General features: G+C 72.4%; 21 protein-coding genes and 1 tRNA gene. 13 read left to right on the top strand and 9 right to left on the bottom strand.

What is annotated here, in order from left to right:
• Positions 1-16: 16 nt before the first annotated feature.
• Both E3328_RS16425 and E3328_RS16420 read right to left on the bottom strand, forming a co-directional pair.
• A complete protein-coding gene (locus E3328_RS16425; RefSeq protein WP_135365691.1) occupies positions 17-2,008 on the bottom strand; it encodes an AMP-dependent synthetase/ligase in 1,992 nt (663 codons plus the stop codon).
• 253 nt (positions 2,009-2,261) lie between these two features.
• Complete coding sequence (locus E3328_RS16420) at positions 2,262-2,900, bottom strand: helix-turn-helix domain-containing protein (RefSeq protein ID WP_135365690.1); 639 nt, start codon at positions 2,898-2,900, stop codon at positions 2,262-2,264.
• A gap of 83 nt (positions 2,901-2,983) precedes the next feature.
• On the opposite strand from E3328_RS16420, the gene paaA reads away from it, so the two are divergent.
• The 10 genes from paaA to E3328_RS16375 all read left to right on the top strand — a co-directional run bounded on the left by paaA (position 2,984) and on the right by E3328_RS16375 (position 8,433).
• Complete coding sequence (gene paaA, locus E3328_RS16415; RefSeq protein WP_135365689.1) at positions 2,984-3,934, top strand: 1,2-phenylacetyl-CoA epoxidase subunit PaaA; 951 nt, start codon at positions 2,984-2,986, stop codon at positions 3,932-3,934.
• Positions 3,935-3,936: 2 nt separating this feature from the next.
• Positions 3,937-4,254, top strand: a complete 318-nt coding sequence (gene paaB / locus E3328_RS16410) for a 1,2-phenylacetyl-CoA epoxidase subunit PaaB (RefSeq protein WP_135365688.1) — start codon at positions 3,937-3,939, stop codon at positions 4,252-4,254.
• Positions 4,254-5,087: a 1,2-phenylacetyl-CoA epoxidase subunit PaaC gene (gene paaC / locus E3328_RS16405; RefSeq protein ID WP_135365687.1), complete on the top strand. Its 834-nt coding sequence runs from the start codon at positions 4,254-4,256 to the stop codon at positions 5,085-5,087. The genes paaB and paaC overlap by 1 nt, the downstream gene beginning before the upstream one ends.
• Positions 5,084-5,542 (top strand): 1,2-phenylacetyl-CoA epoxidase subunit PaaD, encoded by a 459-nt coding sequence (gene paaD / locus E3328_RS16400; protein WP_135365686.1) that lies wholly within the window; start codon positions 5,084-5,086, stop codon positions 5,540-5,542. Before paaC ends, paaD begins: the two co-directional genes overlap by 4 nt.
• Positions 5,542-5,745 (top strand): 1,2-phenylacetyl-CoA epoxidase subunit PaaE, encoded by a 204-nt coding sequence (paaE, locus tag E3328_RS16395; protein WP_135365685.1) that lies wholly within the window; start codon positions 5,542-5,544, stop codon positions 5,743-5,745. Before paaD ends, paaE begins: the two co-directional genes overlap by 1 nt.
• Positions 5,746-5,805: 60 nt before the next feature.
• Positions 5,806-6,774: an NOP5/NOP56 family protein gene (locus tag E3328_RS16390; protein WP_135365684.1), complete on the top strand. Its 969-nt coding sequence runs from the start codon at positions 5,806-5,808 to the stop codon at positions 6,772-6,774.
• Positions 6,771-7,400 carry a fibrillarin-like rRNA/tRNA 2'-O-methyltransferase gene (locus E3328_RS16385; RefSeq protein ID WP_135365683.1) on the top strand — a complete coding sequence of 210 codons (630 nt, stop codon included), beginning with the start codon at positions 6,771-6,773 and terminating at the stop codon, positions 7,398-7,400. Before E3328_RS16390 ends, E3328_RS16385 begins: the two co-directional genes overlap by 4 nt.
• Before the next feature lie 68 nt (positions 7,401-7,468).
• Positions 7,469-7,855, top strand: coding sequence for a hypothetical protein (locus E3328_RS16380; RefSeq protein WP_135365682.1), 387 nt, complete (start codon positions 7,469-7,471; stop codon positions 7,853-7,855).
• A 97-nt stretch (positions 7,856-7,952) separates the two neighbouring features.
• Positions 7,953-8,129, top strand: a complete 177-nt coding sequence (locus tag E3328_RS22135) for a hypothetical protein (RefSeq protein WP_167837431.1) — start codon at positions 7,953-7,955, stop codon at positions 8,127-8,129.
• A 70-nt stretch (positions 8,130-8,199) separates the two neighbouring features.
• Positions 8,200-8,433, top strand: a complete 234-nt coding sequence (locus E3328_RS16375; RefSeq protein ID WP_135365681.1) for a DUF2249 domain-containing protein — start codon at positions 8,200-8,202, stop codon at positions 8,431-8,433.
• Positions 8,434-8,459: 26 nt separating this feature from the next.
• Here the strand turns inward: E3328_RS16375 and E3328_RS16370 are convergent, their stop codons facing one another.
• The 3 genes from E3328_RS16370 to E3328_RS22615 form a co-directional block, all read right to left on the bottom strand.
• Positions 8,460-8,840, bottom strand: coding sequence for a putative zinc-binding protein (locus tag E3328_RS16370; protein ID WP_135365680.1), 381 nt, complete (start codon positions 8,838-8,840; stop codon positions 8,460-8,462).
• Positions 8,841-8,927: 87 nt separating this feature from the next.
• Positions 8,928-9,209 (bottom strand): sulfurtransferase TusA family protein, encoded by a 282-nt coding sequence (locus E3328_RS16365; protein ID WP_135365679.1) that lies wholly within the window; start codon positions 9,207-9,209, stop codon positions 8,928-8,930.
• Entirely contained in the window at positions 9,202-10,197 is a 996-nt protein-coding gene (locus E3328_RS22615) for a hypothetical protein (RefSeq protein ID WP_135365678.1), read from the bottom strand. Before E3328_RS22615 ends, E3328_RS16365 begins: the two co-directional genes overlap by 8 nt.
• A 121-nt stretch (positions 10,198-10,318) precedes the next feature.
• Between E3328_RS22615 and E3328_RS16355 the strand changes: the two genes are divergently transcribed.
• Positions 10,319-11,209 carry a hypothetical protein gene (locus E3328_RS16355; protein WP_135365677.1) on the top strand — a complete coding sequence of 297 codons (891 nt, stop codon included), beginning with the start codon at positions 10,319-10,321 and terminating at the stop codon, positions 11,207-11,209.
• 28 nt (positions 11,210-11,237) lie between these two features.
• Here E3328_RS16355 and E3328_RS16350 read toward each other — a convergent pair whose 3' ends face one another.
• From E3328_RS16350 to E3328_RS22610, 4 genes are all read right to left on the bottom strand, one after another.
• A complete protein-coding gene (locus tag E3328_RS16350) occupies positions 11,238-11,747 on the bottom strand; it encodes a hemerythrin domain-containing protein (protein ID WP_135365676.1) in 510 nt (169 codons plus the stop codon).
• A 60-nt stretch (positions 11,748-11,807) separates the two neighbouring features.
• Complete coding sequence (locus tag E3328_RS16345) at positions 11,808-12,578, bottom strand: sulfurtransferase (RefSeq protein ID WP_135365675.1); 771 nt, start codon at positions 12,576-12,578, stop codon at positions 11,808-11,810.
• 238 nt (positions 12,579-12,816) lie between these two features.
• A tRNA-Thr gene (locus tag E3328_RS16340) sits at positions 12,817-12,888 on the bottom strand.
• Between the two features lie 97 nt (positions 12,889-12,985).
• Positions 12,986-13,756 (bottom strand): DUF7114 family protein, encoded by a 771-nt coding sequence (locus E3328_RS22610; protein WP_246023030.1) that lies wholly within the window; start codon positions 13,754-13,756, stop codon positions 12,986-12,988.
• Positions 13,757-13,898: 142 nt separating this feature from the next.
• On the opposite strand from E3328_RS22610, the gene E3328_RS16330 reads away from it, so the two are divergent.
• Together E3328_RS16330 and E3328_RS16325 are read left to right on the top strand one after the other, a co-directional pair.
• Positions 13,899-14,594, top strand: coding sequence for an enoyl-CoA hydratase/isomerase family protein (locus E3328_RS16330; protein WP_135365674.1), 696 nt, complete (start codon positions 13,899-13,901; stop codon positions 14,592-14,594).
• 108 nt (positions 14,595-14,702) lie between these two features.
• Complete coding sequence (locus E3328_RS16325) at positions 14,703-15,413, top strand: thioredoxin-like domain-containing protein (protein ID WP_135365673.1); 711 nt, start codon at positions 14,703-14,705, stop codon at positions 15,411-15,413.
• Positions 15,414-15,418 lie beyond the last annotated feature (5 nt).

The following is a 15,418-nucleotide window of genomic DNA, read 5'->3' as shown; positions in this document are numbered from 1 at the left end:
CCGGTATCGTGTCGGGTCACTCGGCGACCGGGGCGGCGCGCTCCTCGTAGATCCGCTCGATGGCGTCGTCGTGGACCGACCGGATGTTCCGCCGTTTCTTCTTCATCGAGGGGGTCAGCAGGTCGTTCTCGGCGGTCCACTCGCGGGAGACGAGCTCGAAGGCCTTGATCCGCTCGACGCGTTCCAGCTCGGCGTTGACCTCCTCGATTGCCTCGCCGACCCACTCGCGGACGCGCTCGTCGCGACACAGCGCCTCGTCGTCGGCGGGCAGGTCGACCCCCTCGCGGTCGGCCCACCGCCGGACCGCCTCGAAGTTCGGGACGACGATTGCGCCGACGAACTTCCGCTCGTCGCCGACGACCATCACCTGGTCGATCCGGTCGCTCGTCGCGAACCGGTCCTCGATGGGGCCGGGCGCGACGTTCTTCCCCGTCGAGAGGACGATCAGCTGTTTCAGCCGGTCCTTGTAGCGGAGGTACCCCTCCGGGGTGATCTCGACGATGTCGCCGGTCAGGAAGTACCCGTCCTCGGTGAACGCCGCGTCGGTCTCGGCCTCGGCGTTCCAGTAGCCGTCGGTGACGTTCGGGCCGGTCACTTCGAGTTCGCCGACCGGCCCCTCCGCCTCGGGGAACTGGTCGTCGCCGACCGCCGACTCGTCGACGCGGGCGTCCACGTCGGTCACCGGCGGGCCCATCGTCCCCGGCCGGATCGCCTCGGGGGGGTTCACCGAGAGGACCGGCGCCGTCTCGGTCAGGCCGTACCCCTCGACGACCGGGATTCCCATCCCGAGGAACATCTCGGCGAGTTCCCGGCTGAGGCTGCCGCCGCCGCTGACGAGGAACTCCACCTCGCCGCCCATGCGCTCGCGGACCGTCGAGTACACCAGCCGGTCGGCGACCGCGCGCCTGGCCCGGAGGGCGACGCCGGGGTCGTCGGCGCGGGCGTAGTCGCGGGCGACCCCGACGGCCCACTCGAAGATCCGCTCTTTGGCCGCCGAGTCGCTGGCCTGCTCGCGCATGTTGTCGAAGATCCGCTCGTAGACCCGGGGGACGCTCGCGCCGGTCGTCGGGCTCAGCAGCTGCAGGTCCTCGGGCAGCGTGTCCGGGCTCTCGGCGTAGCCGACGGTCGCCCCGGAGGCGAACATGAGGAAGTGGCCGGACAGCCGCTCGAAGACGTGCGCGAGCGGGAGAAAGGAGATGGTCCGCGAGTTCTCGTCGAGGACCGGCGTCTCCCCCTTGTCGGGGCGCGGACCCATGCGCTTGCGACACTGGTTGACGTTCGCCCGGAAGTTGCGGTGGGTGAGCCGGACGCCCTTCGGCTGGCCCGTGGTCCCGGAGGTGTAGATGATGCTCGCGAGGTCGTCGGGGTCGCGCTCGTCGATCCACCCCTCGTAGGCCTCGCGGTCGAACGCCTCCTCGCCGCGCTCGTGGAGTTCGGCCAGCGTCAGCGCGTCGCCGCGGTCGGCGGCCGGGCCGTCCGGAGCGGTCTCGTCCATCACGACCGAGAAGGACAGGTCGAGGTCGTCCTCGACTTCCTGAACGCGCTCCAGCAGCGACTCGTCGCCGACGACGACCCCGGTCGCGTCGGGGTCGTCGAGCAGGTATCGCACCTGTTTCGGCGAGGAGTCGGTGTAGACCGTCGTCACCGTCCCGCCGGCCGCGAGGACCGCGAAGTCGGCGAGCGCCCACTCCATGCGGGTCTCGGCGAAGATGGCGACGCGGTCGCCCGCTTCCAGCCCAAACTCGCGGAACCCGGCGGCCAGCCGGCGGACGACCGACCGCATCTCCCCGTAGGAGATATCCGCGTACTCGCCGTCCGGCGCCGCCGGGATCACGTCCGGTGCGAGCGAGCGGTCGTAGACGCCGCCCTTGTACCGCTGGGCGGGCGCCGACCCGTAGCGGTCGGCCGCCGCCTCGAACATCGCCGCGAGCGTGTCCGTCCCGACGACCTCGTCGGTGTAGGTCTGTTCCGCGGCCCACCACTGGCCCGCGGGCTCCGGGGCATCCATGGGACCCTATAAGATCCCGGGTATGATATATGTTATCGAACGTGCGGTCGGCTCTCGGTCGTTGAACGTGACGAAAACGGAGATCGAGTTGTCGGGACGGGTCGCGGTCTCCCCCGCGTCGGTCCCGTCGGATCGGCCGACGAGTTTCCGACCACGGACGACCGTCGCCGGTCCGCTCGAACCTGGCGGGCGAATCGATATAGCGCTTTAGAGTTTACGGGACGGCGGGTCGGTCGAAGACCGCCCCACCGGATCACCCGAATATGCCGCCGAACAGCGTCGCTTCGGCCCGGTGGACGCGTTCGAGGAAGGCGGACTTGCTGATCCCGAGGTCGGCGGCCACGTCGGCGGCGGTCGCCTCCCGCGGGACGGCGAAGTAGCCGCGTTCGAGGCCCGCCTCGACGGCCTCGACCTGCGCCGGCGTGAGGTCCCAGTGGGCGGCGACGCCCGCCTCGCCGTCGGGACCGAGCGGCGAGGCGCGTTCGACGGTGACGCCGACCCGCTCGTCGGCGGCGTCGAGGACGCCCCGGAGCACGTCGCGGCCGACGACGGCGCCGCGGTGGCGCTCCTCGCCCGCCCGGTAGCGCAGCGACTCGACGAGAAACCCCGCGTCGGTCAGCTCGTGGACCGCGCAGGGCGCCTTCGAGAGACAGCGGTAGGTCTCGCGGTCGCCCGCCCGCGCGACGTGGAGGTACCGGACCCGGTCGTCGGCGTCGAGCGCCTCGGCCACGCCGGCGTCGGCCGGGCCGCTCGCCCGGACGAGCGCGTTCCCGTCGGTCCGCAGCTGCGGCGGGTCCGCGTCGACGGCCGCGTCGGCCGCCGCCGAGGCGCGCGCGAGCGGGCAGTCGTCGCCCGTCACGCGGAACTCGACGACCAGGCACTCCTCGATCATCCGTGCGTGGTACTCTCTCCCAACGTAAAAACCCACGATATGAGCGGGTCAATACGTACCCGCGCCGGAATCGTAGCCCCGACATGGACATCGACGCGGTGAAAGAACGGGCCGGCCCCCGGGAGTTCGGGCCGGCCGACGACATGCCCGCGGCGTACCGGGAAGCGGCGACGCGGATGCTCCAGTTCCACGCCAACAGCGAGATCATGGGGGCGTACCTGGAGAAACCGTTCGTCCGGCAGTCGCCGAGCATCGACCGGAAGCTGGCGTTCAGCGCCAAGGTGCAGGACGAGATCGGCCACGGCCAGTTGCTCTATCGCGCGGCGGAGGCGCTGGGCGTCAAGACCCGCGAGGAGATGCTCGACGAACTCGCCCGCGGCGACGGGAAGTTCCTCAACTGCTTCCACTACGAGATGGAGGAGTGGGCGGAGACGCCGATGATCGCCTTCTTTGTCGACGGCGCGGCGATGAAGCGCCAGGCCACGCTCAAGCGGTCGAGCTGGACGCCCTACGCCCACGCGATGGACAAGATCTGCTTCGAGGAGGGCTTCCACGTCAAACACGGCGAGGACATCATGCGTGAACTCGCCGCGGGATCGAAGGCCGAACAGCGGCGGCTGCAGGAGGCGTTCGACACCTGGTGGCCGCGGATCCTCCAGTTCTTCGGGCCGACCGACGACCAGTCCACCCATCACGACTTCGCCGCCGAGGTCGGGCTGAAGACGGCGAGCAACGACGAACTCCGCGACCAGTTCCTCAACGCCTACGTCCCGAAAGCCCGCAAGTACAACCTGGAGATCCCCGACGAGCCCCGGATCCGCTACCACGAGGACCGCGACCACTACGAGGTCGTCGAGGACGATCTCGACTGGGAGGAGTTCTTCGCCGTCGCGAACAACGAGTACCCGGAAGGGCGCGAACAGATCGACGGGCGAGCGAAGGCCAGGGAAGCCGCCGCGTGGGTCCGCGACGCGCTGGCGTCGAGCGACGGCAGTGCCCCGGACGACGGCGCCGTCGCGGCCGGAGGTGACTGACCGTGCGCTGGGAAATGTTCCGCCAGGAGTCCCGGGGCGACTACCACCGCCACTGCGGGGACGTGCACGCCCCCGACCGGGAACTGGCGGCGCTGTTCGCCCAGATTCAGCACGGGCGCCGCATGACGACCGAGAGCCTCTGGGTCGTCCCGAGCGAGGCGGTCACCGAGGTCGACGCCGACGACGCCGCGTTCGGCGGCCGGACCGACAAGGCCTACCGCTGGGCGACGACGTACAACGTCGACGCCACGTTCGCCGAGGAGGTCGCCGACTCCGAGCGCGAGCAGGCCGCAGCGGAACGATCCGGGGGGACCGACTGATGGGCGACCCGCGACCGCTCGCCGCCCTCGACGGGGACGAGCGGGCGGCGGCCGAGTCGCTGCTCCGGCGGCTGGCCGACGACGAGTTCGTCCTCGCCGAGCGCTACACGGAGTGGCAGGTCGTCGCGCCGACCCTGGAGTCGGACCTGGCGCTTTCGAACGTCGCGCAGGACGAACTCGGCCACGCCCGCGTGTGGTTCGACGCGCTCGGCGAACTGGGGTACACCGAACGGGACCTCGTCTGGGAGCGCGACCCCGGCACCTTCCGCCACAGCACGCTCGTCGAGCTGCCCTTCGAGGAGGGCGACTGGGCCGACGCGGTCGTCCGGGGCTATCTCTACGACGTCGCCGAGGACCTGCGCCTGGACGCGGTCTCGGAGTCCGGGATCCGCGAACTCGTCGACCCGATCGAGAAGATCCGCGGCGAGGAACCGTACCACCTCGACCACGCCCAGACGTGGATCGAACGGCTCTGCGCCGACGACGACGGTCGGGACAGGGTGCAGTCGGCGGTCGACCGACTCGTCCCCCACGCGCTGACGCTGTGGGAACCGGGCGAGCGGGCCGGGGCGATCCGGGAGCACGGGCTCCGCGGGGCGTCGCTGTCGGCGATGCGCCGACAGTGGCTCGACACCGTCGGGTCGTTCCTGGAGGGCCACGGCGTGGCCGTCCCGCTCGATCCCGGTGACGACCCCGCCGACCTGCTGCCGGCCGCCGTCGGCCGCGACGGGAGCCACACCGACCACTGGCCGCGCCTCCACGACGAACTGACCGGGACCTACCGGGAACTCGGCCGCAGCGAAGTCCGCCGCCTCCGGGGTGAGCGCGCGTGAGCGACCCGGATCTCGACACTCCGGACGGGCGCGCGGTCGGCGGTGACGGGACCGACCCCGGTCAGACGGCGTGCGCGTACACCACATATCGCGATACGAAATCCGGCGGCGAGCGGGAACTGCCGGCCACGGGAGCGGACGCGACGGGCGTCGAATCGCGGGTCTGGGCGGCGCTGCGCGAGGTCGAGGACCCGGAGATGCCCGTCAGCGTCGTCGACCTCGGGCTGATCTACGGCGTGACCGTCGAGGACGGCGTCGCGGCGGTCGAGATGACGCTCACCTACACGGGGTGTCCGGCCCGGTCGATGCTCACCGACGAGGTCGAACGGGCGGCCGCGAGCGCCGAGGGCGTCGAGCGGGCGGACGTGCGGCTCGTCTGGTCGCCCGAGTGGACGCTCGACCTGGTCACCGACGACGGGAAGGCGGCGCTCCGGGAGTTCGGGGTGAGCGTCTGATGGGCGACGGACGGCGCGACGGCGCGGTCGGGCGTCGCGGGTCGGACCCGAGCGTCGACGCCGAGGACGACACGGGGGCAGCCGTCGCGTGTCCCTACTGCGGGTCGACCGACACGGAGCGCGACCACCCGAAGGGGCCGTCGCTGTGCCGGTCGATGCATTACTGCCGCGCCTGCGACCAGCCCTTCGAGGCGATGCGCTGAGGGGGAAACGAGGCGGGCCAACCGGCGTGCTTTTTTGGACCGGGCGGCGAACCCGCAGGCATGACCGAACACGCCGGGTGGTTCGCGGGGATCGACCCCGGGGACGCCGAGGCCGCCGCCGAGCGAGTCCGGGACGGGTCCGCCGAGTCGCCCGCCGACTGGCCGGCCCTGGCCGTCGAGGAGGGGTTCGCCGCCGACGAGTCGGCGTACTACGAGCGCCTGCGCGAGGCGACGACGGCCGCCGCCCGGGCCGCCGTCCACGAGCGCGAGCGGGCGGACGACAGACAGCTCATCCACGCGGTCCGCGCGATGGACGACTGCGAGCGCACGGCGAACGAACTCGCCGAGCGGGTCGCCGAGTGGGCCGGTACACGCTTCGACGACGCCGGCACCGGCGTCGACTACGCCCGCGAGCTGGCCGACCGCGAGACGGGGCCGTCGGACTCGGACGAAGAGCCGGATCCGGCTGACCCGGACGAGGGGGCGGAGCCGGCCGACCCAGGCGAGGCGCGACTGTTCGCGCTCGCCGAGCGGACGGCCGCGCTGGCCGACGAGGCCGACGCGCTCCGGGCGTACGTCGAGGAGACGACGCCGTCGGTGGCGCCGAACCTCGCCGCGATGGCCGGCCCCGTGCTGGCGGCGCGGCTGATCTCGCTGGCCGGCGGGCTCGGCGAACTCGCGAAACAGCCCAGCAGCACGGTGCAGGTGCTCGGCGCCGAGGACGCGCTGTTCGCCCACCTCCGCGGGTCGGCGCCCTCGCCCAAGCACGGCGTCATCTTCACCCACGAGTACGTCCGCGGCACGCGCCCGGAGAAACGCGGGTCGGCCGCGCGGGCGCTCGCCGGGAAGCTCACCATCGCCGCCCGCGTCGACCACTACAGCGGCGAGCGCAAACCGGAACTCGACGCCGAACTCGACGAGCGTATCGCGACCGTCCGCGGGAACGACGGCGACGGTTCCGACTCCGGGAGTGACGGTGGCGGACGCGGCGACGCTGGCGACGCCGAGAGCGGAGGTGACCGTTCGTGAGTGACCTCCCGGCGGGCGTCGAGCGCCGCGAGTTCGACGGCGTCGAGCGGCTGGCGACCCGCGGCGAGCCCCACTACGGCGAGCCGACCGACGGCGAGTACCGGGCCTGGAACCCCGACCGATCGAAGCTCGGCGCGATGCTCGAACTCGGGATGGACACCGGCCTCGCCGGCGGCGAGACGGTCCTGTACCTCGGCGTCGCGTCCGGGACGACGGCCAGCCACGTCGCCGACTTCGCCGGCCCGACCTACGGCGTCGAGTTCGCCGCGCGGCCGGTGCGGGACCTGCTCGACGCCGCCGAGCCGCGGGACAACCTCTTCCCGCTGCTGAAGGACGCGCGCAAGCCCGAGACGTACGCCCACGTCGTGGAGCCGGTCGACGTCATCGTCCAGGACGTGGCCACGCGCGGACAGGCGGCGGTCGCCGTCGCCAACGCCGAGTTCCTCCGCGAGGACGGCCGGCTCCTGCTCGCGGTCAAGGCCCGCAGCGAGGACGTGACCCGCGACCCCGCCGACGTGTTCGACGACGCGCTCGCCGAACTGGAGTCCGCCTACGAGGTGCTGGAGACCGAGCGGCTGACACCCCACCACGACGACCACCTCGGCGTCGTCGCGACGCCGCGGTGAGCGCGAACGGCTCCCCTCGCGCGAGAACTTAAAGGGGATGGCGCCGTATCACCGGGCGAGGCGACCACATGCCGGCGCGCGACCCCTCGTTCGCCATCCCGGGGCGGCCCGAACGGACGTATCCCCGGAGCGGCGGCGTCGAGTACGAGGGCGAGACCGTCTTCGTCCTCACTCCGGAGTCGGACCGCCCGGACGGAGACCTCGACGACCTCGTCGCGGCGGTCCTCGAAGCCGACGCCTACCGCTCGGGCGACTTCATGGAACTGCCCATGCCGCTGTATCTCGTCCGCGACGAGGGGACGACCGACGTGTTCCGCGTGACCGTCCGCGACGGCGCCGTCCGCCTGCACGTCCTCCCCGAGACCGACTCCGAGGGGCTGCGCCGCTTCTACGACCGGCTCCGGGAGACATCCGACTGCGAGTGGTCCGTGACCTGCCGGACTGACTTCGGGTGACGGCCGCCCTCGCCGTCGGCTATCCCGTGTCGCCGGTCCGGCCGGGCCGAACCGGTTCGGACGAAGGCTCTCGTCGCGGCCCGTCCGATGACTCGCCATGCCCTCGCTGTCGTCGCTGGCGCGTCCGGGACTGCTCCTCGCCGCGCTGTTCGGAGCCGCGGGTGTCGCGCTCCGGGGGCCGGAACGAGCCGTCCTGTGGGCGCTCGTCGGCTACTTCCTCGGGAAGTCGATCCAGAGCACCGTGTGGGCGGTCACGGCGGGCCACTCCGCGTAGCCGCGGCACCCGCCGGGCGAACATCTTCCCGGAAACCGACTCGCGGGACGGGCGCGTCCGTCCGAACGGGATGACAGGACAGCGACTGGACCTCCGCGAGATCCCGCCGCCGCAGCGACATCCGACGATCTTCGACGCGTTCGAGGACCTGGAGAGCGGGGAGGCGCTGACGCTGGTCAACGACCACGAACCGACGCCGCTGTACCACCAGATGGCCGCCGAGATCGAGGACTTCGACGCCGAGGGCTACACGGTCGACCGCGTCGGCCCGAACGAGTTCATCGCGACGCTCCCGAAGAAGTAACGCCGTCCTCTCCCGTCTTCGACCCGTCAGGCGGTCGCGTCCAGCGCCGCCACCTCGTCGACGAGTTCCGCGAACAGCTCTTCCGCCTGCTCGTCGTCGTAGTCGGTGTGGTACTCCTTGGCGACGCCGCGCTTCGCGAGGTTGACGTGGCTGTCGGGGGTCACGTCGTGCTGTTCGAGGCTCTTGCGGGCGCACTCCAGCGGACAGCCGTCGACGACGAGTGTCGGCCGACCCGACGTGGCGGTCTCCACGAGCGGCCCCACGTCGCCGCCGACGCCGGCGATACAGGACATCTCGGCGACCCGCTCGCGGTCCAGTCGGACGGCGAGGTCGTTGGCCATCTGTGCGGCGCTCGAACAGCCCGAACACGAGTAGACCAGCGGCAGGTCGTCGTAGTCGTCGGTCATCGCTACCGGCTACCGCGCCGCGGCGCGAAAGACCTGTCCCGAACGGCTTCGCGTCTGCCGGCTCGGCGGTCTCCAGTCGCCCCGCGGTCACTCGCTGCGGATCCGCAGGTAGGTCGTGTACTCCCTGCGGAGCAGCCGGCCGCGCTCGCGCTCGATGGCGAGCAGTTCGTGGGGCGTCTGTTCGGCCAGTTGCGGGTACTCCTCGGTCGCGCGGCCGTCGGTGCTCCTGACGACCAGCACGGCGCCCGCCGGGAGGTCCTCCAGCGCCCGCTGGACCTCCGCGATCCCGCTGGCGCAGCCCCGGCCGCGGTTGTCGACGGTCACGTCCGGCTCCACGTCGGGCGCCGTCTCGGGGACCGACTCAGTCACCGCCGGCCACCTCCGAGCCGTCCGCCGCGGACTCGCCGCCGCCGCCGTCGGTACCGCCGAGGTCGTCGAGTTCACAGACGCCCTCGACGGGCGAGCAGGCCCGCCACATCGGGCAGAGCTTGAAGATGACGACGAGCAGGCCGATGGTCCCGACCTTCGCGAGGACGGCCAGGCCGACGGTGCTCCCGAGGTAGGTGCCCAGAGCCGTCCCGAGGCCGTCGACGGCCTGGTAGAGGCCGGTCAGAAGCAGCGCCGGGATGACGAACCGGACCGCCCAGCGGAACCGCTCCAGCTGCTCGCCGGCGGCGCGGACGACGGGGACCGTCGACCGGCTTTTCCCGGTCGGGACGGCGACGAAGATGTTCCAGACCGCACCGCCGAGCCAGACGGAAAAGGCCAGGAGGTGCAACACGCGGACGCCCGCGGCGACCGGCTCGAACCCGCGCAGCGCCACCTCGGCGACGGCCGTTGCCGCGACGACCGCCAGCGCCAGTCCCAGTGCTGCGAGGCCGAGCGGGCTCCGGAACTGCTGCTCGACGGCGTCGCTCCGGACAGTCATCACGGCGGCGAGCGCGACCCAGGCCGCCAGCAGCGCGGCGAACCCGGCGACCGCCGAGGTGGCCCCGAACGCCGTCAGGTACGACCGGACGACGACGGCGCCTGCGACCGCGAGGACGGCGACGGCGCCGGCGGCGATGCGGTCGAAGCGGTCGTACATCGCCGCGCAGTACTCCGCGGCGCCCTCGCCCAGATCCGCCGGCCGGACGAACAGGTGTTTCCAGACGAACCCGCCCGTGAGCACGCCGACGGCGACGAAGTAGGCCCACTTGACCGCGGCGACCCCGACGCCGGCGCCGCCGAGGCGCGCGGTGACCCACGTGCCGACCAGCGACGCCGCCAGGATCACGGTCAGCGCCACCTTCGGCAGCGTGTACCTGTCGAACAGCGGGTCGGACTCCTCGGCGGCCGTCCGGGTGTCGGATGACATGGCGAGCGGGTTCCCCTCGTCGGAGTATTAGGCCGACCAAAAGTAGTCCTGTGGGCGGACATATTCGGCCCGAACATCTCCGGAGGGAGCCCTTCCCGCGGCGAGCGCGAACCGCCGGGTGATGGACGAGGCGACCTCCGCGGACGGCGACCGGGTGCCCGTCGAGTGGCGGCGCGTCTCGCTGGACGGGGCCCCGTCGCCGGTCGTCCGCCGGGTCCCCTACCTCGAACTGAAACTCGAACACCCGGACCTGGAGCCGACGGGCCGGGGGGACCGGTTCTTCCCGGACGCCGTGCCCTACGAGCTCGACGGCCGCCCGCGGGTCTTCTACTGGCGGCCGGCGCTGGACGCGTCGACGTGCCCCGACGGCTGGGTGGCCGCCTGCGCGACCACCCACGGGCTCGCGGGGTTCGGTTCCCTCCCGACGGCGCCACCGCCGCTGGTCTCCGGGCACGGCGAGGCGACGGTGGTCGTCGTCGACGGGGCCGTCGGCGGCGACGCGACGACCGCCCGCGTCCGCTCGTACGACCCGCCCGCGGTCCGCGTCGACGCGGTCACCGAGTCGGCGGTCGAGCTGACCGTCGCCGGGGCGGTCCGCGAGGTGCCGGTCGGCGAGCGCCGCCGGTTCGAGCTCGCCGAGCAGCGGGTCGAACCGGCCGATGTCGACGGGGAGACGGCCGTCGCGCCGGAGCTGGTCGTCCGCTACCCCGGTCGGCGCGAACTCCACCACCCCGTCCCGGGGACCGACTCGCGGGTGTTCCCGTCGTTCGGGCTCGATCTCGACGACCTGTCGAACCCGCTACCGGTGCCGACCGCCGCGGGCGAACTCGACGACGCTGCGCTGGCGACGGCGGTCGGGGTCGACCTGTCCGAGCGGCCCTACCCCGAGCGGGCGCTCTGGCAGGCGTTCGCCTACACGGCCTTCGACCCCCACGCCGACGCGGCGCCGACGCTCGGGCAACTGCCGGACGGTCGGATCGTCCTCCGGGACGGCGCGCTCGACGAGAAGTGATGGGAGCGACTACGCCCGGCTTTACCGCTCAGGCGACGATCTCCTCGGGCGAGGGCCGGACGGTCTCGTCGTACTCGGTGAGCGTCAGCCCCTGCTCGTTGGCCTCTTCCATGCTCTGCTCGATGTCCTCGAAGACCTCCCGGTCGGCCTTCTCCAGGTAGACGGTCAGGCCGTCGCAGTCGCTGACGTGAACCATGATGTTCGGCAGCGCCCGCAGCGCCTCCTGTTTCTCTTCCTCGGTCAGTTCGTCCTGGCTGGTGAGCTCGGCCAGTGTCTCGGCGGCCTCGATGGCCTCGTCGTGCTCGGCGACCAGTTCCTTGACCTTCTCCTCGCCGAAGAAGGGGATCAGCGCGGGGTACAGCGCGTCCTCCTCGTACTGGAAGTGCGGGCCGGCGGCCCGGTCGATCTCCGCGACCAGCCGCTCGGCCCGGTCGAGGTCGCCCGCCTCGATGGCGTCGGACAGTTCGAGGCACTTGTCCCTGGTCTGGCGGTGCTCCTCCTGGAACGTCTCGATGACGCGGTCCTCGACGGAACTCATGGCTCGCCCGACCGTTTGGACCGGTCGCACTTGGTCGGTGTCGCGAACGCCTTCGGACCCTCAGGTCGTCTCGACCGGCCCGCCGTAGCCCGCCCAGGCGTCGATCCCGCCCTCGTAGACGGCCACGTCGTCGTGGCCCAGCGCCCGGAGGACGGCGTAGACGAAACTGAGCCGCCGGGCCGTGTTGCAGTACAGCCGGACCGGGCGGTCGAACGCGACCCCGTGGTCGCCGAGGACCTCGCGCAGCCGCGGGTCCGGCTTCAGTCGGCGCTCGTCCTCGTCGACGAGGTCGCGCCACTGGAGGTTGACCGCCCCCGGGAGGTGGACGGTGTCGTACTCGACGGGGTCGCGCGTGTCGACGACGACCGCCGAGCCCAGCGCCGCTTCCAGCGCCTCCGGGGCGATCAGCGGACCGCCGTCGCCCAGTTCGGCCTCGTAGCCGGTCGGTTCGACGGCCGGCGAGTCGGTCGTCGTCTCGGTACGGTCGCGCCAGTCGGCGAAGTCGCCGTCGAGCAGTCCCAGCCGCTCGATGTCGTGGCCGAACACCTCGGCGGTTACCAGAAAGCGCGACGCGTACACTCCGAACTCGCCGTCGTAGGCAACGACGCGGTCCCCGGGTGCGATCCCCGCATTCCCGAGCAGGTCCCCGAACGCCTCCGCCGCCGGTAGTTTCCCCGGCGTCTCGTCGGTCGGGTCCCTGAACTCCCGGTAGGGGACGTTCACCGCGCCGGGGACGTGTCCCTCCTCGTACTCCCGCGGGTCGCGCACGTCGACCACGACGGCCTCCTCGTCCTCGGCGAGTCGCTCGGGCGGAACGAACAGGTCTGACATCGGCTCGCCGACAGTTGGGCCCTCCCCGAGATAAGCGAACTCGCGAACACCTCCGCCCCCTCACCCGTCGCGGTCAGTTCTCCGGCCGCACGTGGTCGGATCCCCGACGCCGGCCCGCGGAAGGGTAGCGGAGCCGTACTGCGGTCTTCTCAGTGGCACAGAGAGACGCGCGGAACGGGCCGGTTCCGGGAACTCGCGTGGAACGGCGACGGGGGTATCCGGTGAGAAACGCGGGAAGAGCCTAGGCCGGGATTTGAACCCGGGCTCTCGTCCTTACCAAGGACGCGCTTTACCTCTAAGCTACCCAGGCGCGTTTCCGAGTTACCGCGATTCGTCTTTAGGCGTTTCGATTCACCCCCGCTGTGCGTGCGAGCCACACGGCGAGTCGGGGACGGCGCGGCGACCGTTCAGATCCGCTCGGCCAGCGCCGCGGCCGTCCCGTCGGAGAACAGCGACTCGGCCAGCGGGAGCCGGCCGTCCGTGTGTCCGAGCGTGCCGACGTGGCGCCGCAGGTCCTCGGTGACGGACCCGCCGGCGGCGGTCGTCCCGGCGACGGCGGCGAGTTCGAACACGTCGGCCTCCAGGTTGGCGCCGAGGCGGTCGTCGCCGGTGGTCCGGCGGCGGGTCTGGTCGCCGCCGAACGAGCGGACGACCGCGACGGCCTCGCCGGCCGCCTCGGTGCGGGCGAGCAGGTAGAACCCGCGGGCGACCATCACGTCGGCGACGAGGATGTCCATGTCGGCGGCGTCGGCGTCCGCGGTCGCGGTCGGGCCGGCGGCCACGCCGTCGGTGACCGCCACGTCGCCGCCGTCGGTCCGCTGGTCGGCGTCCGCCGGACTGCCGCCCGGGGCGCCGCCGTCCGTGCGCTCCTCGTCGCGCTCGCCGGCGAGGGCGCCGTCGCGCTCCCACGGCGGGTCCCGGGAGAGCGAGCGGGTGAGTCGCAGCCCCTCGTAGATGAGCTGGACGCCGGCCCCGCGGTCGGCGACGGCGTCGGCGTCGACCGACCCCGCGTCCGCCGAGCCGCCCGCGGTGACTGCGCGAGCGCTCAACACCGTCAGTACGCCGGGTGCCATCGACCCGTCTTCGAGGCGTTCGCGGATCCGTTCGCGGAGGCGGTCGGGCTCGACGTCGCCCACGGCCTCCAGCGCGGCCCCGCGGACCGCCGCGGCTTCCTCCATTGGCGTCGGCTAGCGGTGGGAGGGGCAAAGACCTTTGGAAACGACTCACCCAACGGTCCGGTATGGCCCCGTACACCGCGGGCGAGCCCCCGTTCGGCCCCGAGCGACCGCCGGCACGGCCGACACCTCGGGAGGCCCGACCGTGATCGAGACCGACGCCGAGGGGGACATCCGCGTCGTCACGCTCGACCGGCCCGACCGTCGCAACGCGCTGACACCCGCTGCGCTCGACGACCTCGAATCCGCCGTCGAGAGCGCCGACGCGCCGGTCGTCTTCCTCCGGGGCGCCGGGTCGGCGTTCTGCGCCGGCGCCGACCTCGACGCGGTCGCCGACCTGCCGGACCGCGAGGCCGCCGAGCGGTTCGCACGCCGGGGCCAGCGGGTCGCGGCGACCCTCGTCGACTGCGAGTCGGTCGTCGTCGCGGGGGTCGACGGCGCGGCCCGCGGCGGCGGCGTCGAACTCGCCCTGGCCTGCGACGTGCGCGTCGCAACGCCCGCGGCGACGTTCGCCGAGCCGGGCGCGGCGATCGGCCTGTTCGGCGCCTGGGGCGGTACCCACCGACTCCCCGAGATCGTCGGGCTCGGCGAGGCGATGGACATCGCCCTCTCCGGCCGGGTGCTCGACGCCGACGAGGCGCGCCGGGCGGGACTCGTCTCCCGCGTCGTCGACGACCCGCGTGCCGTCGCCGAGGAGATCGCCGCCAACGACCCGGCGGCACTGCGCGTCCTCAAGGAGCGGCTCCGCGACGACGCCGACCGCGCGACCCGGGAGCGCCGGGAAGCCGCGGCGTTCGCCGACCTGCACGCCGACTTCGAGCGGTCGGATCCCGACCGGTAGTCCGGTCGAGCGGCCGCCCCGGCGGCGTCGTCGCGGCACGCCCGGAGGCGGCTTCTGTCACCGCGGGAACCGAAACCTTCGAAAGCGGTGACCCCTCATAGGAGGCTAATGCCGGACTGCGACTACTGCGGGGCGACCTTCGACGGCGAGGACGCGTACCTCGACCACCTCGCCGCCGAGCACGAGGGGGAACTGGGCTCGATCGACCGGCGCCGCGTCGCCGAGCGGAATCCCGACGACGACGGCGGTATTCCGCTCGGCCCGGCGATCCTCGTCGGCCTGCTCGCGCTCGCCGGCGGGCTCGTCGTCTACGTCACCTTCCTCATGGGCGGGTCGGGCGGGACCGCCGCGGCGAGCGGCCTGCCCGACAGCGGCGACCAGTCGGTCGTCTCGCAGGTCCAGACCGAGGAGTCCAACGGCCTCGAACACCGCGAGCAGGGCACCGACATCGACTACGAGCGGGTCCCGCCGACCAGCGGCCCCCACTGGGGCGGCACGTGGGAGAGCGCCGGCTTCTACGCCGAGCAGCCGCCGCTGGAGTCGCTCGTCCACTCGCTGGAACACGGCGCGGTCGTCGTCTACTACGACCCCGCCGAGCTGACCCCCGAGGCCGAGGAGAACCTGCACGGCTGGGCGAACAACCAGACCGGCGACTGGCAGAGCTTCATCGCCGTCCCCCACCCCGAGGAGGACCCCGAGTCGGCGTACGTCCTCACCGCCTGGACCAAGCGCCTGACCATGGACGAGTACGACGAGGAGACGGTCCGCGCGTTCGTCGCCGAGTACATCGGCCGCGGCCCGGAGAACCCCGTGCGATAGCGCCC

This window comes from Halosimplex halophilum, from assembly GCF_004698125.1.
Classification (GTDB): Archaea; Halobacteriota; Halobacteria; order Halobacteriales; family Haloarculaceae; genus Halosimplex; species Halosimplex halophilum.
This window is presented reverse-complemented; position numbering and strand designations above follow the sequence as displayed.

Excerpts from the sequence above, each read along its gene's own strand:
- E3328_RS16425 (WP_135365691.1), bottom strand. The coding sequence starts at position 2,008 with ATGGATGCCCCGGAGCCCGCGGGCCAGTGGTGGGCCGCGGAACAGACC.
- paaC (WP_135365687.1), top strand. The coding sequence starts at position 4,254 with ATGGGCGACCCGCGACCGCTCGCCGCCCTCGACGGGGACGAGCGGGCG.
- paaE (WP_135365685.1), top strand. The coding sequence starts at position 5,542 with ATGGGCGACGGACGGCGCGACGGCGCGGTCGGGCGTCGCGGGTCGGAC.
- E3328_RS16380 (WP_135365682.1), top strand. The coding sequence starts at position 7,469 with ATGCCGGCGCGCGACCCCTCGTTCGCCATCCCGGGGCGGCCCGAACGG.
- E3328_RS22135 (WP_167837431.1), top strand. The coding sequence starts at position 7,953 with ATGCCCTCGCTGTCGTCGCTGGCGCGTCCGGGACTGCTCCTCGCCGCG.
- E3328_RS16420 (WP_135365690.1), bottom strand. The coding sequence starts at position 2,900 with ATGATCGAGGAGTGCCTGGTCGTCGAGTTCCGCGTGACGGGCGACGAC.
- E3328_RS22610 (WP_246023030.1), bottom strand. The coding sequence starts at position 13,756 with ATGGAGGAAGCCGCGGCGGTCCGCGGGGCCGCGCTGGAGGCCGTGGGC.
- E3328_RS16325 (WP_135365673.1), top strand. The coding sequence starts at position 14,703 with ATGCCGGACTGCGACTACTGCGGGGCGACCTTCGACGGCGAGGACGCG.
- E3328_RS16345 (WP_135365675.1), bottom strand. The coding sequence starts at position 12,578 with ATGTCAGACCTGTTCGTTCCGCCCGAGCGACTCGCCGAGGACGAGGAG.
- E3328_RS16375 (WP_135365681.1), top strand. The coding sequence starts at position 8,200 with ATGACAGGACAGCGACTGGACCTCCGCGAGATCCCGCCGCCGCAGCGA.
- E3328_RS22615 (WP_135365678.1), bottom strand. The coding sequence starts at position 10,197 with ATGTCATCCGACACCCGGACGGCCGCCGAGGAGTCCGACCCGCTGTTC.
- paaA (WP_135365689.1), top strand. The coding sequence starts at position 2,984 with ATGGACATCGACGCGGTGAAAGAACGGGCCGGCCCCCGGGAGTTCGGG.
- E3328_RS16370 (WP_135365680.1), bottom strand. The coding sequence starts at position 8,840 with ATGACCGACGACTACGACGACCTGCCGCTGGTCTACTCGTGTTCGGGC.
- E3328_RS16390 (WP_135365684.1), top strand. The coding sequence starts at position 5,806 with ATGACCGAACACGCCGGGTGGTTCGCGGGGATCGACCCCGGGGACGCC.
- E3328_RS16355 (WP_135365677.1), top strand. The coding sequence starts at position 10,319 with ATGGACGAGGCGACCTCCGCGGACGGCGACCGGGTGCCCGTCGAGTGG.
- E3328_RS16350 (WP_135365676.1), bottom strand. The coding sequence starts at position 11,747 with ATGAGTTCCGTCGAGGACCGCGTCATCGAGACGTTCCAGGAGGAGCAC.